Raw genomic sequence first — 15,797 nt, 5'->3', positions numbered from 1 at the left:
GCGCCGAGGCACCGCCCTTTTCAAGCTCTCCGCAGGCGGATCAGTTCACGGTAGCTGCCGTCTGCGTGGCACCCTTGCTGCTGAGGTGCGCGAGCCAGAACTTCGCTATGTCGGCACGCTTGCCGCCCTGGACGCTATTGAAGGCGGCTTCAGCGCCGGCCTTGTCGCCGCTGCGGGCGAGCGCGATGCCGATGCGGGTGTTGACTTCGGGAGCGTCGACGCCGCCCTTCTGCAGCGCAAGCTTGTACATCTCCACTGCCTTGGCGTTCTCGCCATAGCCGAGGTAGCCGTCACCCGTGGCCTTCGCCAGCCGGCCGGTCTTGTCGGCGCGCGATTCCTTTTCGAGGCCCGGCAGCGAGGCACGGTCGCTCTTCACCTTCGGCGTGACGATGGTCACGAGCTCCTTTACGTAGGCCTTGCTCGTGGAGAGCGCACCCTTCGTCATACCCGCGTCGATCACGCTCTTGGCTTCACCCGCGAGACCACGCTTGTCGGCGGTTTCGGCGTACTCGAAGTAGTCGCGTTCGCCGGTCAGCGCGTTGGTGTCGTGCATCAGGCGCATGACATCGAGGTTGCCCTGATCGTCGAGACCCGACGTTTCGCGGAAGATCACCAGCACATCGCGCCAGTTCGTGGTCGTCGGATAAGCCTGCACGAGCGCGAGCGACGCCGGAAGCACCTGGTTCGCGAGCTTGCCGTCGTAAGCGAGCGCGAGCGCGCGCTTGTACCAGCTTTCCTCGACCTGCTGGCCCGCCGCCTGCTTCGCCTTGATCGCCTTGTCGATCGTGGCAACAGCTTCCGGCGTGCGGCCGGCGCGGTTGTACATTTCGCCGAGGCCGACAATGATGTCGCCATCATTCGGATGTTCAGCTGCCATCGCCTCATAGACCTTGATGGCGCCTGGCACGTCGTTCTTCTGCACCGCGAGCGCGGCGAGGCTGCGCTGGAACTTCAGCTTTTCCTCCGGCGTGGTGCTGCCGCTGTCGATCGAACCCTGCAGACCTTCGGCAAGCAGCGTGTTGTCCTGCTTGCCGAGCGCAACGTTGATCTTGAGCGCGTTCGCCATGTACTTGTCGTCAGGCGTTTCCGCGAGCGCTTCCGCTTCGCGGATCTTGACGAGCGCGGTGTCGTTGTCGCCGGCCTGCTGCGCGGTCTGCGCCTCGCCGAGCGCCTTCTGCGCCTTCTTGGAGAACTTGAACTTGCGCTGCTCGGGCGCAGCTTCCTTCTTGTCCTTCTCCTTGGCGATCGCGGGCGCAACCATGGCGCCGCTCGCAATGCCGAGTGCAAGCGCGAAGCCGAGCGCCGTGCGTGAAACCATCTTCATTCGTCCAGTCTCCCCAGTGCAAGTTCCCGTAAATCGCCGGGAAAAGCCGAATATGCCGCCGCAGCATGTCGCGCCCGTGACGGCCTGCGTCAAGCCTTGATGCGATGCATGGATGGCACAGCGATGGTGAACCGCGCTTGAACCTCGTTCAAGCGTGTAAGCGTTCGAGAATCTGCTAAATCCATAGCACGACTCGATCCTCGGGGGTGATCCTGCCATGGCTCAACGCATCGCGCTTGCCGCAAGCCTCGCCGCAATCGCTGCGATTGCCTACTTCCTCGCGATGAACGCGGGGCTGCCCTTCGCTCTCCATGTCGCGCTGAAAGGCGCGTGTGTCACGATCCTCGCCATTGCCGCCGCGATGGCCGCGCGCCGCACCGACGGGTGGCTGCTTGCGGGCGTCATGACCTTCGGCGCGCTCGGTGACATGCTGCTCGAATTCGACCTGATGGTCGGCGCGGTCGCTTTTGCTGTCGGCCACGTCGTCGCGATCTGGCTCTACCTGCGCAACCGGCGCGCCGGGCCGATGCCCATGAGCCAGCGCGGGGCAGCGGTCGCGCTGCTGCTCTGCGCGCCGCTCCTCTATCTGATCGCGGGGCCGGCCGCGGACGCGGGGATCGCGTTCTACAGCGTCCTGCTGAGCGCGATGGCCGCCGCAGCTTGGACGAGCCGTTTTTCCCGCTATCGCACCGGGATCGGCGCGATCCTGTTCCTCGTCTCCGACGCCTTCATCTTCGCGCGCCTCGGCGGCCGCATGGCCCCGGAGCAAGCCGCGCTCTTCATCTGGCCGCTCTATACGGCGGGGCAAATCCTCATTTTCGTGGGGGTTCGGCAACGACTGGGGACGGGGGGGCGGTAAGCATATTGCCATCCGCGCCCACCTGCAGCGCTTCTGTTCGCAGTACGGCGGAAAGCGGCAGCGGGCCGTAGACGTGGGGAAACAGTTGCCCGCCGCGTGAAGGTTCCCACTTCACGCCTTGCAGTTTCGCAAGATCGACTTCGACGAGCACCAGATCGTCTCGCCCCGCGAAGTGCTTCGCGGCGGTTTCCGCGACCTGATCCGGCGCGGACAGGTGGATGTAGCCGTCCGCCAGATCAATGGGGGCGCCGGCGAACGTGCCTTCAGCGTTCAGGCTTTCCCACTCGCCGCGCGTGAGGATCTTGTAGGCGGTGGGGCTCATTCCGCGGTGGGTGCGGCTTCTGCTTCCTCGGCGCCTTCGGCGTCTTCCTCGCCGTCGGTTTCGATCTTGGCGGCGGAGACGACGTGTTCGTTGTCGGCGACGTTGAACAGGCGCACGCCGGCGCTGTTGCGGCCGATGACGCGGAGCGTGTCGAGGCCGAGGCGGATCATCTTCGCCTGATCGGTGACGAGCATGAGCTGCTCGCCGTCGTGCGCCGGGAAGCTCGCCACGACGGGTCCGTTGCGGGCGATATTGTCGATGTTACCGATGCCCTGCCCGCCGCGATTCGTGCGGCGATACTCGTAGGCGGAGGTGCGCTTGCCGTAGCCGTTCGCACAGACGGTGAGGATGAACTCCTCGGCAGCGGCGAACTCGGCCATGCGCTCGGGAGACAGCGTCGGTTCGTTCTCGTTGTCCTTCCACGGCGCAGCGCGGAGGTACGCTTCGCGCTCATCGGGCGTTGCCGCGAAGCCGCGCAGGATGGAGAGCGAGATCACCTCGTCATCGCCCTTCAGCGTCATGCCGCGCACGCCGGTCGAGGTGCGGCTCTGGAACTCGCGCACGGCGGTCGATTCGAAGCGGATCGCCTTGCCCTGCCGCGTGGCGAGCAGCACATCGTCGTCCTCGGTGAGCAGCGCGACGCCGATCAGGCGGTCATCCGAGCCCTCGTCGAAGCGCATCGCGATCTTGCCGTTCGAGGGCACGTTGGTGAACGCATCCATCGAATTGCGGCGCACCGTGCCCTTGGCGGTCGCGAACATCACGTGGAGCTTGCCCCACTCCGCCTCGTCCTCGGGGAGCGGCAGCACGGTGGAAATGACCTCTCCGTCGGCAAGCGGCAGCAGGTTCGCCATCGCACGGCCGCGCGCCTGCGGCGCACCCTCGGGCAGCTTCCACACCTTCATGCGGTAAACCTTGCCCGCAGTGGAGAAGAACAGCACGGGCGTGTGCGTCAGCGTCACGAACAGGTTCGTGATCGCGTCCTCGTCCTTCGTGTTCATGCCCGAGCGGCCCTTGCCGCCGCGACGCTGCGCGCGGAAGCTATCGAGCGGCGTGCGCTTGATGTAGCCGCCCATCGTGACGGTGACGACCATCTCTTCGCGCTCGATGAGGTCTTCATCATCAATATCGTCGAGGTAGGGCACGATTTCCGTGCGCCGGGGCGTCGCGTAGCTTTCCGAGACGGCGACGAGTTCCTCGCGCATCACCGCGTAGAGCTTCGCGCGGTCGCCGAGGATGGCGAGCAGCTCGGCGATCGAGACGGCGAGTTCCTTGAGTTCGGCGGCGATCTCTTCGCGGCCGAGCTGGGTGAGGCGGTGGAGGCGGAGGTCGAGGATGGCGCGGACCTGCGTCTCGCTCATCTTGTACGTGTCGCCGTAGACGGCGCCCTCCACGGCCTCGACGAGTTCAAGATAGGGGCGGATTTCGCCCATCGCCCATTCGCGCGCCATCAGTGTTTCGCGCGCTTCGGCCGGGTTGGAACTGCCGCGGATGATGCGCACCACCTCGTCGAGATTCGACACGGCGACGACGAGGCCGAGCAGGATATGGGCGCGGTCGCGCGCCTTGTTCAGCTCGAACTTCGCGCGGCGGGTGATCACTTCCTCGCGGAAGGTGATGAACGCCGCGATGATATCGCGCAGATTCAGGAGCTCCGGGCGGCCGCCGCGGATCGCCAGCATGTTGAAGGCAAAGCTCGTCTGCGCGGGCGTGAAGCGGTAGACTTGGTTCAGCACCACCTCGGGCGTCGCGTCGCGCTTCAACTCGATGACGACGCGCACGCCTTCGCGGTTCGATTCGTCGCGGATGTCGGACACGCCCTCGATGCGCTTGTCCTTGACCGCCTCGGCGATTTTCTCGACGAGGCCCGCCTTGCCGACCTGGAAGGGAATTTCGGTGAGCACGATCTGACGACGATCACCGCGCCGATCCTCGATGACGCTGCGCGCGCGCATGATGACCGAGCCGCGCCCGGTGGTGTAGGCGCTGAGGAGCCCGCCCTTGCCCATCACCATCGCGCCGGTCGGGAAATCCGGCGCGGGCACGAACTCCATGAGCTCTTCGACCGTGATCGCCGGATTGTCGATGAATGCCACCGCCGCCGCCACGACCTCGCCGAGGTTGTGCGGCGGAATGTTGGTCGCCATGCCGACCGCAATGCCGCCCGCGCCGTTCACGAGCAGGTTCGGGAAGCGCGCCGGCAGCACCGACGGCTCGCTCTCCGAGCCGTCGTAGTTCGGCACGAAATCGACGGTATCCTTGTCGAGATCGGTCAGCAGCTCGTCGGTGACCTTGGCGAGGCGCGATTCGGTGTAGCGCATCGCCGCGGCGGCATCCGGGTCCATCGAGCCGAAGTTGCCCTGACCGTCGATGAGCGGCACGCGCATCGACCAATCCTGCGCCATGCGGACCAAGGCGTCGTAGATCGCGCTATCGCCGTGAGGGTGATATTTACCCATCACGTCACCGACGATGCGGGCCGACTTGCGATACGCCTTGTTGTGGGTGAAGCCGTTTTCGTAGGCCGTGTAGAGGATGCGGCGGTGGACAGGCTTCAGACCATCGCGAACGTCAGGCAGCGCACGCGACACGATCACGCTCATCGCGTAATCGAGATAGCTCGTCTTCATCTCCTCGACGATGGAGATGGGGCGGATATCGGACGGCTCGGCGCCGCTGGTCTCTGGGGCGTCCACTCGGTTTCCTGTACGCTCTGGGGATTATGGTCGGCTTTGACCGCTGTCTCTACATGCGCGCGCGCGTGAAGGCCAGCGTTACGATTGGGTGACGGCGAGCCGCGAACGGAACCAGTCGGCAGCCGCGTCCTCGGGGAGCGTGCCCGCCGCCAGATCGAGCATCATGGCGATCGCATCCGCGGCACTGAACCGCAATTCATGGCCGTTCAGTGCAAGGAACAGGCGCGCGATCACCCACGCGGTGCGCTTGTTGCCGTCGATGAACGGGTGATTGCGGGCAATGCTGAACGCATAGGCGGCGGCAAGCGCGGCGGGATCGTCTTCGCCATAGGTCCAGCGGTTGACGGGCCGGGCCAAGGCCGATTCCAGAAGCCCGGAATCGCGTACTCCGGCCCCTCCGCCATGTTCGGCAAGCTGGCGATCATGAATCGCGATGGCATCCTTTGGATCGAGCCAGTTTGGCTCGATCCGCTGGTCGACCGTCATTGCGCCAGAACGCGCAGAATATCGCGATCCTCACGCATGATCTTCTCGGCGAGCTTCATCTTCACCTCGAAATCGGGATTGGAAGCCGTGAGGCGCACGCCATCGGGAGATTCCGTGGCATAAAGCGTATCGCCAAGCTCGACGCGCAGCCGCGCAAGCAGTTCCTTCGGCAGGATCACGCCTGTCGAATTGCCGATCTTCACGAGTTTGAGCGATGCGTTCATACGCATGTTATAACGGCGATGGTCGCAAATATCAACGGGGGAAGAGTTCGGCGAGCGCCGCCTCGACCTTCTCGAACTGCGCCGCGCGCGTCAGCCCGTCCGCCGCGCCTGCGGGGAGGTCAGGGAGGCGGCCGCTCGCGCGCTCGGTGAGCTTTTGTGAAAGCCAATCGGCGATCGTCGCCGGATCGTTGCTGACAAGGCCAATGCCCGTGCGCCGGATGATGTCTGCCGCCTCGCCTTCCTGCTGGCCGTGGCACAGTACCGGGCGGCGAGCGCCGACATATTCGTACAGCTTGCCCGCAACCACGTGCTTTTCGCCCTCGGTGGCGAAGCGGAGGAGAAGCAGGATATCCGCCGCGCGCTCGATGCGCAGCACCTCGCCGCGCCCGATGGGCGGGTGCGCCTGCACCAGGTGGGCAACGCCCGTGCGCTCGGCCATCGCCATCGGCACGTGGCTGTCCTCGCCCCAGAAATGCACGATGAGCTTCGCGGGGTCGGGCTTCAGGAGCGCGAGCGCCGCGAGCAACGGCTCGGGCGAGCGGCCACCGTTGTAGGTGGAACCCGCGTGCACGATGCTGAGCCGCTCGCTATCCAGCGCCGGCACGTCTTCCAGGCCGACGAAATCGGCCGGATCGTAGCCGTTCGCCGCGCACACGACCGGCTTTCCGTAGCGCCGCGCGAGGATTTCGGCGCTGCCTTCCGTCACCGCCACCAGCGCCGCTGCCTTCGAAAGCGCGCGCCGCTCCATCCAGCGGTTGACGCCATTCGCGATGAGGCTTTCGTTCTGGTAGATGTTGTCGGCCCACAAATCGCGGAGTTCGGCCACGAACGGCACACCCCACGTGCGGGACAGCTTCGCCGCCGCCATGTGGCTCGAATGCGGCGGGCCGGTCGAGAAGATCGCATCGGGCTTCCAGTCCCACGCCAGCGCGGCCTCGACCGCAGGGTCGATCCAGGTGATGTGCGGATCGGGGAGGTAGGAAAGCTGCCAGATCAGGCGCCTGAGGCCGCCCGGCTCTGCGGCGGTTTCCACGCTCGCCTTCGCGCCCGGCTTCGGCTGGTCGGCCTCCGTCATCGGCGCCGCCCGCCCGCGCCGCACATAGGGCACGGCGGTGATACGCTCGGTGGGAATCTCGGGGTCTACCGCCGCGGGGAACTGCAGATTCTGCCCCGAAAGCACCCGAACGTCGTGGCCGCGATCCAGGAGGAAGCGCGCGAATTTCGGCGCGCGCACGGTCGCCGTGGGGGCGTTCGGCGGGTACAGCCCCGTGACGATCAGGATGCGGCGCGACATTCGGCAAGGCTCATCGCAAAGAGCGCGCCACCATGCAACACTGGACGCAGGCACCCCTTCCCCATATCTCCGCGCGCATGAAGACACCTGTTCACGTCATCGGCGGCGGCCTCGCCGGTTCGGAAGCCGCCTGGCAGCTCGCACGCGCAGGCGTTCCTGTCGTTTTGCACGAGATGCGACCCTTGCAGGGGACGGACGCGCACCATACGGACGGGCTTGCCGAGCTGGTCTGCTCGAACAGCTTCCGGTCGGATGATCCGAATGCGAGTGCCGTTGGCGTGCTGCATGAGGAAATGCGCCGTCTCGGATCGCTGATCCTGACCTGCGGCGATGCCGCGCGCGTGCCCGCCGGCTCCGCGCTCGCGGTCGACCGCGACGACTTTTCGGCACGCGTTACCGCTGCGATCGAAGCCGAGCCCCTGATCGAAATCCGCCGCGAGCGCGTGGACGGCCTGCCGCCGCCAGAATGGGGGCAGACGATCATCGCGACCGGGCCGTTGACCGCTGCGCCGCTTGCCGAAGCGATCCGCGCGCAGACGGGCGAGGACGCCCTGGCCTTCTTCGACGCCATAGCGCCCATCGTCCACCGCGACAGCATCGACATGGATACCGCCTGGTTTCAGTCCCGCTACGACAAGGGCGACGGCAAGGACTACATCAACTGCCCCATGGATGAGGCGCAGTACGGCGCGTTCATCGATGCGCTGATGACCGGCGAAAAGACCGTGTTCAAGGACTGGGAGGCGAACACCCCCTATTTCGAGGGCTGCATGCCCATCGAGGTGATGGCGGAGCGCGGGCCCCAAACATTGCGCTTCGGGCCGATGAAGCCTGTCGGCCTCACCAACCCGCGCACGGGCAAGAAGGCCTATGCCGTCGTCCAGCTTCGGCAGGACAATGCCTCCGGCACGCTCTGGAACATGGTCGGCTTCCAGACGAAGCTGCGCCACGCCGAGCAGGTGCGCATCTTCCGCAGCATTCCCGGCCTTGAGAACGCCGAGTTCGCGCGGCTGGGCGGGCTGCACCGCAATACGTTCATCAAATCGCCGGTGCTGCTCGACGGCAGCCTGCGCCTGAAATCCGACCCGCGCATCCGCTTCGCCGGGCAAATCACCGGCTGTGAAGGCTATATCGAAAGCGCCGCCGTGGGGCTCCTCGCCGGCCGTTTCGCCGCCGCCGACGCGTACGGCACCGCACCTGACCTGCCGCCGCGCACGACGGCACTCGGCGCGCTCCTCGCGCACATCACGGGCGAGGCGGTCGCGGAGACCTACCAGCCGATGAATGTGAACTTCGGCCTGTTCCCGCCGTTCGACGCGCGGGTTCCCAAAAAGTCGCGGAAAGCGGCCTACGCGGAGCGGGCGCTCGCCGATCTCGATGCCTGGATCGCCGCCCTGGCAGGTTAATCAGCGCAACTGCAATCGGATTTGGGCTTCGTGGCGGCGCGCACCGTCCGCGTCTTTTCGAACTCCACGGCGACGAGTTCGCCGGACCTGTCGGCGTCGGCATCATCGAAGCGTGCATTCTGCTTCACGGCGTATTCCGCGAAGCTGAGCACGCCGTTGCCGTCCGTATCGAACCTGTCGAACGATTGCCGACGCGCGCGCAGATATTCTTCGCGGCTGACGCTGGCGTTGCGATCGCGGTCGTAGCGGCGGAAACGCTTTTCCTCGCGCGTCGCCTCGCTCGCCTGCGGCGGCTCGGGCAGCGCGGCGGGAGCAGCGACGGGCGGCGGCTCCGGAAGCGGCGCGGTTGCCGGCTCGTCGTCCACGCTGACCACGACCGCGGCCGCGGCGAGCAATGTTACCGCAATCCCGCCGACCGCCCAACGCCAAACCATTGTCATCCCTGCCCTTTCGATGCGACTCGAAGCAGGGAGCCTAACGGGTTCGTTTCGGCGATGTCACGCTTTCCCTGTCAGCACGTGGCGCAGAATCGCGAACTGCCGGCCAGCCGCCCCGCGCGGCTCCCGCTTGCCTGCAGCGTCGCGCCGGGCGACGGCGGCAAGCGCGGTGACGGGCCGGATAGCGGGCGCGAAGCGCATCTTATCGGGCCTCGAAACAGCGACCTCCGCACCCCAGCGACGCGCGTTCGCCTGCGCCCAGAAGCGGCCGGCCTCGGCAAGTTCGGCACCGCTTTCCGCCCCGAGCAGGACAGCGGCGCACCCGAAAAGCTGCGCTCCGCTCTCGCCGATTTCAGCGCCGTCGAGCACGTCCATATGCGCCTCCGCGAGCGCCGCGAGCCCTCCGGTATCCAGCGCCGCAGCGGCAACGGCGGCCAGCACGGGCTCACTTGTGCGCGCATCTTGAACGCTGTCGCGCCACCACGCGAGACGGATCATGCCGATCTGCGGCTCTGTGGTCGTACGGACCACATCGGCAAGCGCAAGATCGAAGGCATGGAGCGCAAAAAGTTGCGGCCTCGCGGTGGCCGGGGCGAACAGCGTCGCAACGTAACGATCCCGGTCTTCGGCCCGCACAATTGCTTCCGTTTCGGAAATCGTTTCGGCAACGCCCGGAATTCCGCCGATCCCGTCTCTCATTAACCAGTCACCTCAACGGCTTCTTAGGCATTTCCCGTTATGCATCCTTGATCATGCGCCTGTTCGCAGGCGGTGCACGGGGGTGAACATTATGTCGCTGGGCAGCAATACGCCGGGCAATCGCATGAAAGCTATGCAGTCGTCGACCTTTCTTTCGCGCCTGAGACGCGACCAAAAAGGCAACGCACTCGCCATGGTCGCCGCATCCATCATCCCGCTCGTCGGCGCCATCGGCGGCGGCGTGGACCTCACCCGCGCCTACATGGCCGAGGCCCGCCTGTCGCAAGCCTGCGACGCGGCCGCGCTCGCCGGGCGCAAGGTGATGACGAAGGACGACACGGACAGCGGGGGCACCGTACTCGACAATTCGACTGCCGATCAGGAAATCCAGAAGTTCCTGGATTACAACTTCCCCGAAGGCAAGTTCGACACAGGCGAGATCACGCGCACCGCGCAGGTCGACGAGGATGGTGAGCTCACGATCACGCTCGCCACGACGATCTCGACGCAGTTGCTGCGTATCGCGGGCATCCAGTCGATGGACATCAATGCCGAGTGTTCGGCGCGCCGCTCCGGCGTGAATGTCGACGTCGTTCTCGTCGTCGACGTGACCGGATCGATGGCATGGGATGTCGACACCAACAGCGGAAGCGACAACGAGCGCATGATCGCTCTGCAGAGCGCTTCCAAAAAATTTATCGAGATCCTCAAAGAGCTTCAGGATCAGCTGAGCACCAGCGGACTGCGTGTGCGCGTGGGTATCGTTCCCTATTCGCAGGGCGTCAACGTCGGCAAGCTGCTCTATGCGGAAAACCCCAACTACATCGATTACTCGGGTGAGCCGTATTCAACGAATATCGGCGAGCCGTACATGGCGACGGTGAGTGGGAAGTACGCCTGGAAGAATTATTCCGTAACGGGCTCTTACGACGATGAAAATCTGGACCTAGACCAGTTCGTTTCCCTCGGACTCGCGGAAACGACGCCTGCCAATCCTTATGCGTGGAAGGGCTGTGTCGAGGCCCGCAGCACGGTGACGACCATCGACGCATCGAGCTCACCCTACACAACCATCCCGGAGGGTGCTTGGGACGTTATCGACGCCGCGCCGGGCACGGAAGTCGAGGGGCAGATCGCGCCGAAATGGCGGCCTTATTTCGCATCGCCGTGGACGAGTTCATCGGTCGGTGGCGTCAGCGTGACCGGCAACAAATATCGGCCAAACGCGACGTACATGGACATTACGAAGCAACCCTGGGCCAGCCTCAATTGGCGTATGCAGAATGATAGCAACACGTACTCAAGCAAGGCTGTTCGCTACGATACGACCTACTCAAGCCTGACAGCGTCAAGCCACTACAAGGACGGCGTGGCCACGACCGGGCCCAACAAGAACTGCCCGAACGAGGCAAAGCTGCTGACGCAGATCGATGCGGATGGCGTGACGACGCTGGGCAGCTACATCGACGCCCTCAAGCCTGCCGGCGGCACGTATCACGAGCTCGGCATGTACTGGGGTCTGGCGCTTATCAGCCCCGGCGCGCCGTTCCCCAACGACAGCACTTACCTTGCCCCCGGACACACGGGCGAGGAACGCGGCGTCAACCGCTATCTCGTCTTCATGTCCGACGGCGAAATCGATCCGGGCACCAGCTATTCGGCCTATGGGCAATACAAATGGGATCACCGTACGAAATCCGACACCAATGAGCCCAAGGCCGAGCATCGCGCCCGCTTCCGCATGATCTGCGAAGCGGCGAAGAAGCAGGGTATCAAGGTTTCGACGGTGGCCTTCTCCACCTCGATCGGCACGACGGACAAGAACGCGATTCAGGACTGCGCAAGTTCGGAAGACGATTATTACGTCGCGGAGACCGCCGAAGATCTGAATGAGGCCTTCCAGAAGATCGCGCAGAACATCGGTTATCTGCGCGTGTCGAAGTAGGCACGACAATGAAGCGCCTCCACAATCCGCTTCGCCGTCTCCGCCGGGACGAGCGCGGCAGCTATATCATCGAGTTCGCCTTGCTGAGCCTGCCGATGATGACACTGCTGATGGGCGGGATCGAGCTCGGCTATCTCGCCTACGCAAAATCGAACGTGGAAGGCGCGCTGCGTGAAGTCTCGCGCCTCGCCGCGACGGGTGGCTCGACCGCGGAGGAACTCGACGCGATCCTCAACGCGAAAATCGGGCAGATCAAGGGAGCGCACGCAGAGATCGATCGCAGGAGCTACTCCAGCTTCGGAGCCGTGGGTCAGCCGGAACCGCTCACATCCGATGTCGCGCCGCTGGGCGGCGAGCCGGGGCCCGGCGATTGCTACCTCGATATCAACGGGAACGAGCAATGGGACGCGGATCGCGGCAGCGACGATCTCGGCGATGCCGAAGACATCCTCTATTACGGCGTGACGGTTACCTACCCGATGATCTTCAAGCTGACCTCAAGCGTCATCAACGGCGGCGATAACGATATGACGATCGAGGCCAACGCCGTGATTAAGAACGAGCCGTTCAGCAACATCGAGGTGCCCGACCCCGAGGAGGAGTGCATTCCTGCATGACAACGAAACGGGTTCGCCTCCTAAAGGTTCGGACATCGCTCCGCGAGAACGAGTCCGGTGTCGCGTTCATGGAGTTCGCGTTTGCGCTCCCATTCCTGATGGTTGCGCTACTCGGCGGGCTTGAGCTGGTCCATCTCGCGCTGACGCACCAGCAGCTTTCGCGCATCGCGACCTCGACCGCCGATCTTGCCGCACGATATCGGGCCAGCATCGACGAAGTGGACGTCAACACGCTTTTCATGGGTTCGCAGATGTCGGCATCGTTCGACGATTTCGACACGAACGGTCGCATCGTCCTTAGTTCCATCACACGCAATGCCGACGACGATGGGCACTGGATCCGCTGGCAGCGCTGCGAAGGCGCCCTCGCGCGGTCCAGCGAAATCGGCGAGGAAGGCGATGGTGAGGACGACGATACGATCGACGAAGTGAACGGCATGGTCGTCACGGACCCGAACAACGTACTCGTCGCCGAAGTGACCTATCGCTACACGCCTTGGTTCTTCCCGGTGAGAAGCAGCATATTGAGCAGCATCGCGCCGATCTTTACGGAACGCGACATCACTTATACCTCAGCGTTCATCGCGCGCGAACTGACGCTCAGAAACATCACCAATACGACCGGCCTTTCCGACGGAGACCGCAGGCTCTGCGGCTGACGACGGCTCTTACCGCGTGAGTTTCTTGTAGCTCATGCGGTGCGGGCGGTCGGCTTCGTCGCCGAGGCGGCGGCGCTTGTCTTCCTCATAGGATTCGAAGTTGCCTTCGAACCATTCGACGTGGCTGTCGCCCTCGAACGCGAGGATGTGCGTCGCGAGACGATCGAGAAAGAAGCGGTCGTGGCTGATGACCACGGCGCAGCCAGCGAAGTTTTCCAGCGCCTCTTCGAGCGCGCGCAGCGTTTCGACATCGAGGTCGTTGGTGGGCTCGTCGAGCAGCAGCACGTTGCCGCCCTTCTGCAGCATCTTCGCCATGTGGACGCGGTTGCGCTCACCGCCTGAGAGCTGGCCGACCTTCTTCTGCTGATCGACACCCTTGAAGTTGAAAGCACCCACATAGGCGCGCGTCGAGATGTCGTGCTTACCGAAGTAGAAGCGCTCGTTGCCCCCCGAGACCTCTTCCCAGACGTTCTTGTTCGGATCGAGGTGGTCGCGGCTCTGGTCGACATAGCCGAGCTTCACCGTATCGCCGATCTTGATCGAGCCGCTGTCGGGCGTCTCTTGCCCGGTGATGAGCTTGAACAGCGTCGATTTACCGGCGCCGTTCGGGCCGATGACACCGACGATACCGCCCGGCGGCAACGTGAATTCAAGGTTTTCGAACAGCAGCTTGTCGCCGTAAGCCTTGGTGAGGCCCTTCGCCTCGATCACCGTGCTGCCGAGACGTTCGGGCACCTGGATGAGGATCTGCGCGGCGCCGGGGCGGCGATCATTCTGCTTTTCGACGAGTTCGTCGAACGCCTTGATACGCGCCTTGGACTTCGTCTGGCGTGCCTTGGGCGACTGACGAATCCACTCCAGCTCTTCCTTGATCGCCTTCTGGCGGCCCTCGTCCTCGCGGTCCTCCTGCGCCATGCGCTTGGCTTTCGCTTCAAGCCATTTGGAGTAGTTGCCCTCGAACGGCAGGCCACGGCCACGGTCCAGTTCCAGGACCCAGCCCACGACATTGTCGAGGAAGTAGCGATCGTGGGTGACGAGGATGACGTTGCCCGCATAGTCGATCAGATGCCGTTCCAGCCACTGGACGCTTTCAGCGTCGAGGTGGTTGGTGGGCTCGTCGAGCAGCAGCACTTCGGGCTTTTCAAGGAGCAAGCGGCAGAGCGCGACGCGGCGCTTTTCACCGCCCGAGAGGTTCTCGACGCTCGCGTCACCCGGCGGACAGCGCAGCGCGTCCATCGCGATTTCGAGCTGGTTGTCGAGCGTCCAGCCGTCGACGGCGTCGATCTTCTCCTGAAGCTCCCCCATCTCGCTCATCAGCGCGTCGAAGTCCGCGTCTTCGGGCGGATCGGCCATGATGGTCGAGATTTCGTTGAAGCGGTCCATCATGTCGGCGACCGGGCGGACGCCGTCCATGACGTTTTCCTTCACGGTCTTTGCCGGATCGAGCTGGGGCTCCTGCGAAAGATAGCCGACGCGAACGCCTTCGGCGGCCCACGCCTCGCCCTGGTAATCCTTGTCGTAGCCGGCCATGATCTTCATCAGGGTCGACTTGCCGGCGCCGTTCACGCCGATGATGGCTATCTTCGTGCCCGGCAGGAACTGCAGGTGGATATCCTTCAGAACCGGCTTCGGCGCGCCGGGGAAGGTCTTGGTCAGACCCTTCATCACAAAACTATACTGGTAGGACGCCATGCCGCCGCCGCCTTCTCACGAGATCTTTCGGATTTGCGGCGCGTCTAGCGCAGCCGCTCGGCGATGTCGAGGATGCCGGAGAGGTACGCGTCGATGCTCGCTTCGCTTACCGTCCGGCCGTCCAGGAACCGCCGCAAGCGATATGGGTTCGTGCCCGGCGCGTTCAAGCCTTCGGTGACGAGCGTCGCGGATTTGATGCCGGCTTCGGCGAGCATCGCCTCCCCGCGCGGGTCGAAACCGCCGCTCGGGTAGCAGAAATGATCCTGATGCGCGCCGCCGAGCATGGCACCGAGCGAGGCGCGATTATCGGCGAGCTCCTGCGGCAGGGCGTCGATGTAGCGATGCAGACCCTTGTGGCGGTGCGTATGAAGCTGAATGTCGAGGCCCCGGCGCGCGGCATCCGCCACCTCTTCGGGGCGCATCAGGTGAAACTGACGCCCTGACCACCACGGTTCCGTACCCATACCGAGCCGGTTCGCCACTTCAGCAAGGCCGACCATGCGCGGCTGGAAACCCACCTCGTCCACGGCCGTGCGCAGCCGATCCCCTGCCCTGTCGCGGCTCGCGGCATCGCCGAGGACGAGCGGCGCTTCGAGACCGGGAAGGACGCCCGCGAGGTCGTAAGTGCCCGCAGGCGCGCGCTCTGTGAGATAATTCGCGGCGACGTTCGCCACCGGGCCATCATTTTCGACATAGTAAGTCGAGACATAGACGGTCGCCGGAAGGCCGCAGGCTTCGAGCGCGGGGAGCATGTGCGTGTAGGTGGAGGACCAGCCGTCGTCGATGGTGATGACGGTGGCGCCCTTCGGCAGCCTGTCTTCGGCGAGCATGTCCACCGCTTCGCCGAGCGGCAACACCGGATACGGCGAGGCTGCAAGCCACTTCATCCGATCGGCGAACTGGCGATGCGGCATGAACAGGCGGTTCCCGAACGGCGCGACGTCCAGCGTCCAAAGGCCGTGGTAGCAGAGAATGCGCAGCTTCCCCGCGGTCAGCGCGCGCGCCGCCGCAAAACCGCCAAGCGCGCGGACGGACCCGAGCAAAGCCTGCTTCACGAATTGCCCCCGCCGATACCGCTGGTTCGCGCCATTCGATCTTCCAACACCGATTCCCGTTTCCGCCATAACCATCCGGGCT

General features: G+C 64.5%; 15 protein-coding genes. 5 read left to right on the top strand and 10 right to left on the bottom strand.

The genetic code is table 11. From position 1 onward, the window contains the following. Positions 1 to 40: 40 nt before the first annotated feature. A complete protein-coding gene (locus tag H2052_RS03540) occupies positions 41 to 1,324 on the bottom strand; it encodes a tetratricopeptide repeat protein (protein WP_293778162.1) in 1,284 nt (427 codons plus the stop codon). Positions 1,325 to 1,541: 217 nt separating this feature from the next. On the opposite strand from H2052_RS03540, the gene H2052_RS03535 reads away from it, so the two are divergent. Further along, a complete protein-coding gene (locus H2052_RS03535; RefSeq protein WP_293778159.1) occupies positions 1,542 to 2,183 on the top strand; it encodes a lysoplasmalogenase family protein in 642 nt (213 codons plus the stop codon). On the opposite strand, the gene H2052_RS03530 is transcribed toward H2052_RS03535, so the two are convergent. From H2052_RS03530 to H2052_RS03510, 5 genes are all read right to left on the bottom strand, one after another. Then, positions 2,137 to 2,505 carry a DUF952 domain-containing protein gene (locus H2052_RS03530; RefSeq protein WP_293778156.1) on the bottom strand — a complete coding sequence of 123 codons (369 nt, stop codon included), beginning with the start codon at positions 2,503 to 2,505 and terminating at the stop codon, positions 2,137 to 2,139. The genes H2052_RS03535 and H2052_RS03530 overlap by 47 nt on opposite strands. Next, the gene (gene gyrA, locus H2052_RS03525) at positions 2,502 to 5,201 is read right to left on the bottom strand and encodes a DNA gyrase subunit A (protein WP_293778153.1); all 2,700 of its coding nucleotides are present in this window, start codon (positions 5,199 to 5,201) and stop codon (positions 2,502 to 2,504) included. Before gyrA ends, H2052_RS03530 begins: the two co-directional genes overlap by 4 nt. Before the next feature lie 78 nt (positions 5,202 to 5,279). After that, positions 5,280 to 5,687: a type II toxin-antitoxin system death-on-curing family toxin gene (locus tag H2052_RS03520; protein WP_293778151.1), complete on the bottom strand. Its 408-nt coding sequence runs from the start codon at positions 5,685 to 5,687 to the stop codon at positions 5,280 to 5,282. Further along, complete coding sequence (locus tag H2052_RS03515) at positions 5,684 to 5,911, bottom strand: AbrB/MazE/SpoVT family DNA-binding domain-containing protein (RefSeq protein ID WP_293778149.1); 228 nt, start codon at positions 5,909 to 5,911, stop codon at positions 5,684 to 5,686. Before H2052_RS03515 ends, H2052_RS03520 begins: the two co-directional genes overlap by 4 nt. A 31-nt stretch (positions 5,912 to 5,942) precedes the next feature. Then, positions 5,943 to 7,205: a glycosyltransferase gene (locus H2052_RS03510; RefSeq protein WP_293778147.1), complete on the bottom strand. Its 1,263-nt coding sequence runs from the start codon at positions 7,203 to 7,205 to the stop codon at positions 5,943 to 5,945. 77 nt (positions 7,206 to 7,282) lie between these two features. On the opposite strand from H2052_RS03510, the gene trmFO reads away from it, so the two are divergent. Further along, positions 7,283 to 8,611, top strand: coding sequence for a methylenetetrahydrofolate--tRNA-(uracil(54)-C(5))-methyltransferase (FADH(2)-oxidizing) TrmFO (trmFO, locus tag H2052_RS03505; RefSeq protein ID WP_293778446.1), 1,329 nt, complete (start codon positions 7,283 to 7,285; stop codon positions 8,609 to 8,611). Here the strand turns inward: trmFO and H2052_RS03500 are convergent. Together H2052_RS03500 and H2052_RS03495 are read right to left on the bottom strand one after the other, a co-directional pair. Next, positions 8,608 to 9,045 (bottom strand): histidine kinase, encoded by a 438-nt coding sequence (locus tag H2052_RS03500; RefSeq protein ID WP_293778144.1) that lies wholly within the window; start codon positions 9,043 to 9,045, stop codon positions 8,608 to 8,610. The genes trmFO and H2052_RS03500 overlap by 4 nt on opposite strands. A gap of 63 nt (positions 9,046 to 9,108) precedes the next feature. Next, on the bottom strand, positions 9,109 to 9,747 hold the full coding sequence (locus H2052_RS03495; RefSeq protein WP_293778142.1) for a squalene/phytoene synthase family protein: 639 nt from the start codon (positions 9,745 to 9,747) through the stop codon (positions 9,109 to 9,111). A gap of 91 nt (positions 9,748 to 9,838) precedes the next feature. Between H2052_RS03495 and H2052_RS03490 the strand changes: the two genes are divergently transcribed. From H2052_RS03490 to H2052_RS03480, 3 genes are read left to right on the top strand one after another with little or no spacing between them, the layout of a single operon-like run. Next, positions 9,839 to 11,692 (top strand): pilus assembly protein TadG-related protein, encoded by a 1,854-nt coding sequence (locus tag H2052_RS03490; protein ID WP_366484193.1) that lies wholly within the window; start codon positions 9,839 to 9,841, stop codon positions 11,690 to 11,692. Positions 11,693 to 11,700: 8 nt separating this feature from the next. Next, positions 11,701 to 12,309 carry a TadE/TadG family type IV pilus assembly protein gene (locus H2052_RS03485; RefSeq protein WP_293778139.1) on the top strand — a complete coding sequence of 203 codons (609 nt, stop codon included), beginning with the start codon at positions 11,701 to 11,703 and terminating at the stop codon, positions 12,307 to 12,309. Further along, complete coding sequence (locus tag H2052_RS03480) at positions 12,306 to 12,968, top strand: TadE/TadG family type IV pilus assembly protein (protein ID WP_293778137.1); 663 nt, start codon at positions 12,306 to 12,308, stop codon at positions 12,966 to 12,968. The genes H2052_RS03485 and H2052_RS03480 overlap by 4 nt, the downstream gene beginning before the upstream one ends. Positions 12,969 to 12,977: 9 nt before the next feature. Here H2052_RS03480 and ettA read toward each other — a convergent pair whose 3' ends face one another. Continuing rightward, a complete protein-coding gene (gene ettA, locus H2052_RS03475; protein WP_293778134.1) occupies positions 12,978 to 14,660 on the bottom strand; it encodes an energy-dependent translational throttle protein EttA in 1,683 nt (560 codons plus the stop codon). A 44-nt stretch (positions 14,661 to 14,704) separates the two neighbouring features. After that, the gene (locus tag H2052_RS03470) at positions 14,705 to 15,715 is read right to left on the bottom strand and encodes a polysaccharide deacetylase family protein (protein ID WP_293778131.1); all 1,011 of its coding nucleotides are present in this window, start codon (positions 15,713 to 15,715) and stop codon (positions 14,705 to 14,707) included. Between the last annotated feature and the right edge of the window lie 82 nt (positions 15,716 to 15,797).

The organism is Sphingosinicella sp. (assembly GCF_013911755.1).
In the GTDB taxonomy this organism is placed as follows: domain Bacteria; phylum Pseudomonadota; class Alphaproteobacteria; order Sphingomonadales; family Sphingomonadaceae; genus Sphingosinicella.
This window is presented reverse-complemented; position numbering and strand designations above follow the sequence as displayed.